This window comes from Pseudoalteromonas sp. SG44-1, from assembly GCF_014164315.1.
In the GTDB taxonomy this organism is placed as follows: Bacteria; Pseudomonadota; Gammaproteobacteria; order Enterobacterales; family Alteromonadaceae; genus Pseudoalteromonas; species Pseudoalteromonas rhizosphaerae.
In genome coordinates, this window is sequence record NZ_JACJEW010000133.1 from 1 (window position 1) to 2,631 (window position 2,631).

Annotated in this window: 2 protein-coding genes; one reads left to right on the top strand and one right to left on the bottom strand. The window is 40.8% G+C overall.

The genetic code is table 11. The annotated features are described in order from the left end of the window. The coding region (locus H5187_RS23060; protein WP_182798426.1) for a transposase at nucleotides 1–543 on the bottom strand (543 nt) is incomplete at its 3' end. 749 nt (nucleotides 544–1,292) lie between these two features. On the opposite strand from H5187_RS23060, the gene H5187_RS23065 reads away from it, so the two are divergent. After that, a complete protein-coding gene (locus tag H5187_RS23065; RefSeq protein WP_182785381.1) occupies nucleotides 1,293–2,144 on the top strand; it encodes a hypothetical protein in 852 nt (283 codons plus the stop codon). Nucleotides 2,145–2,631 lie beyond the last annotated feature (487 nt).

Genomic DNA, 2,631 nt, shown 5'->3' on the forward strand with positions numbered 1-2,631 from the left:
GGGATCAGGAAAGTAATAGCGCATTTTTTCTCTGTCGCAGACGTTTTTTAAATTGACATTATGGGCAGGTAAATTGTACTGGCTGGCAGTATTGGCGACATGGGCTTTTAAATCAGCGCCATGACGGACGATTTTAGTTCTGCGCCGTAATAAGTCGCGTGTAGCACGCATATCTTTGTCATACACATAAGCAAGTGGGAAATTACCACCACGGATGAGTTTGGCAATTTTATGTGAATCTATTTTATCGTTTTTAGCTTTACCGCCATGAATCGCCTTCATGTATAGCGCATGACCAAGAATAAAGTCGATAGTGTGTTCTTTGCAAAAATCAGCGACCCAATACCAACAGTGCATGCACTCTACGCCAACCACAATGTCACCGATATACGGCTTAAGTAGTTTTAGTAGCGCTTCAGGGTCATCTTTAATTTTCTTGTGAACAAGGATAAGTCCTGTATTATCAATGATACAGACGTAAAGTAATCGCGCGTGTAAATCGATACCACAATAATACGGATGCATGTTATTGTAAAAGTTCAATGAGCTTTCTCCTATAAAGGTTAGTTGCCTTTTCAGCGTAGCGAATAATCGCGATGCTGGGGAGGAGGCTCAATGAGTATCAAATCAAAGCAAGCGGACTTGGTAAAGCTGTCAGCTTTTTTGCATGGGCAAAAAGGCCGCCAACTTTACCAAGCCGTTGTTTGAGGCGTTAGGCGTCATTTGCTTACAGCATTAAAATGTGGGTTCAGACGTGACATTACGGCATCAAGGTTGTTTCGCTAGGTTGTTTTTCCGGCTTGCTTCTTCGGTAGTTTCAACGGCTTTAGCAACGCGTTTTTCATCAATATCGTAACGCCAACATTCTGCATTATCAGCTTTCTAAACTCGCTCTTTTATCCAGCATTGTCGTTAACATCTGGCATTTCGCACAGGGTTGTTTTATCTTAAATTCAATAATTTAAATACGCGGCCTAATTGGCTAGTGGTGGCAGCAAAGCTGCGTACTTTCAGTTGTACGCCTAACAAAACGCTGTTGGCACTCCCTTCGGTCGCTGGGACGCTAACACGTGGGCTGGCTCGCTTCGCTCGGATTTTAGCCCACGTGCTAACGCCCCAAAGCTTAGCGTTGAGGCTGTAGAATTACTCTTTTTTAAGAAAAACAACCTGTTTTATGGGTTCTAAATGCATTACCTAATGCTTTAAAAACGCTTAGAGTTAATCACAGGAGCTCGTTTCTTTATTGAATTTGGCTGTTGGAGTTATTCTACAGTCTCGTTAGGTAAAATCACATGGTAACAGGTCAAGATGTAGTATTGACAGCCAAAAAGGACTTAGAGAGTTTTTTTACTCCTGCTGCTAACTTTGAGCTAAAAGTAGAATTAAATTCTACTTCGCGGCATCACGCTAGCGTTGTTGGCGTAGGAGACGACCTTCGCATCCGATTTTCTAATGATTTTTGTTATGCTGCAGTTGATGGCATCGATGCACTTCATTACTACGCATTAATCATTAGCCATGAAGTTGCTCACTATATGCATTCGCATAATGAACACAAAGACGAAAGTGAAAACGATAGTAAAAGTATAGAAGCATTTGCTGACTTTTTTGGCACTCGTGTAATGATGACCTTAATTACATACGGTCAAGAGTTTATTAAACTCTATGAAGTAATCGGCTTCAAATTTCATGGTGGTAAAGTTCTCGATAGTGTGGGAGCTGCGATAGCAGAGCTATCTGATACGTTATTTAAGTCCGACTCTAAGAATTATCCAAATTGTATTTCTAGAGTTGGCTTTTGTGCTTCAGGCGTTACTTCTTTCCTAGATAAACAATTCGGTAACATGGATATTCAACGCTCAATGGATGTACTTACGCGCATTTATTCAGCAGGCAGCTTGCCACAACTTTTTAAGTACCAATCTGATGACTTTGACATGGATCGTGATTTTATTTCTATCTCTGATGAAGTACACAAGTCCATACAAGGCATTAATATCTGTATTACAAGGGGTGTTAAGCCAAAGTATTTAAAGTTCATTGGAACATCGTATCACTCAACACCAGAATCCAGAGAGATATATGTGGAATCGATGTTGAGCATTGCTAACGAGCAGGGATTGGATTTACCAAAATTTACCTAACAAACACATTAAGGCGCTTCGCTGGGACAGTAACACGTGGGCTCTGTCACTTTGCTCGGATTTTAGCCCACGTGTTACTGCCCTTTATGTGGGTGTTACGAACGTCCGCAATTGGCACCCAGGCGTACTTCGGCATAGAGCGATAACCGGTCATTGAGATTGGCTAAATATCGTAGTTAATTGATTGGTGAAACTGCTCTTTGCGCATATATTCATGAAAATGAGCGGCGCGCGTAAATTATTCTATTTAACTTTACTTTAAAGTTTTAGAAAACTTAGTGATAGTAATGCCTTAGGTAATTTGTTAAAAGTAGATAAATAAGCGTTAAATCGGCAAAAATATGCGCGATGAGCGCACTATTAAATTGTTGAACTAAGCCGCTACGCGGAGATCCTATTCTGACCATTTGAGCCACACTTACCTTGGGGTTATCCCATAACTTGGAGGTAAGTCATGAATACACTCATTGAACAAGTCAAAACTGAA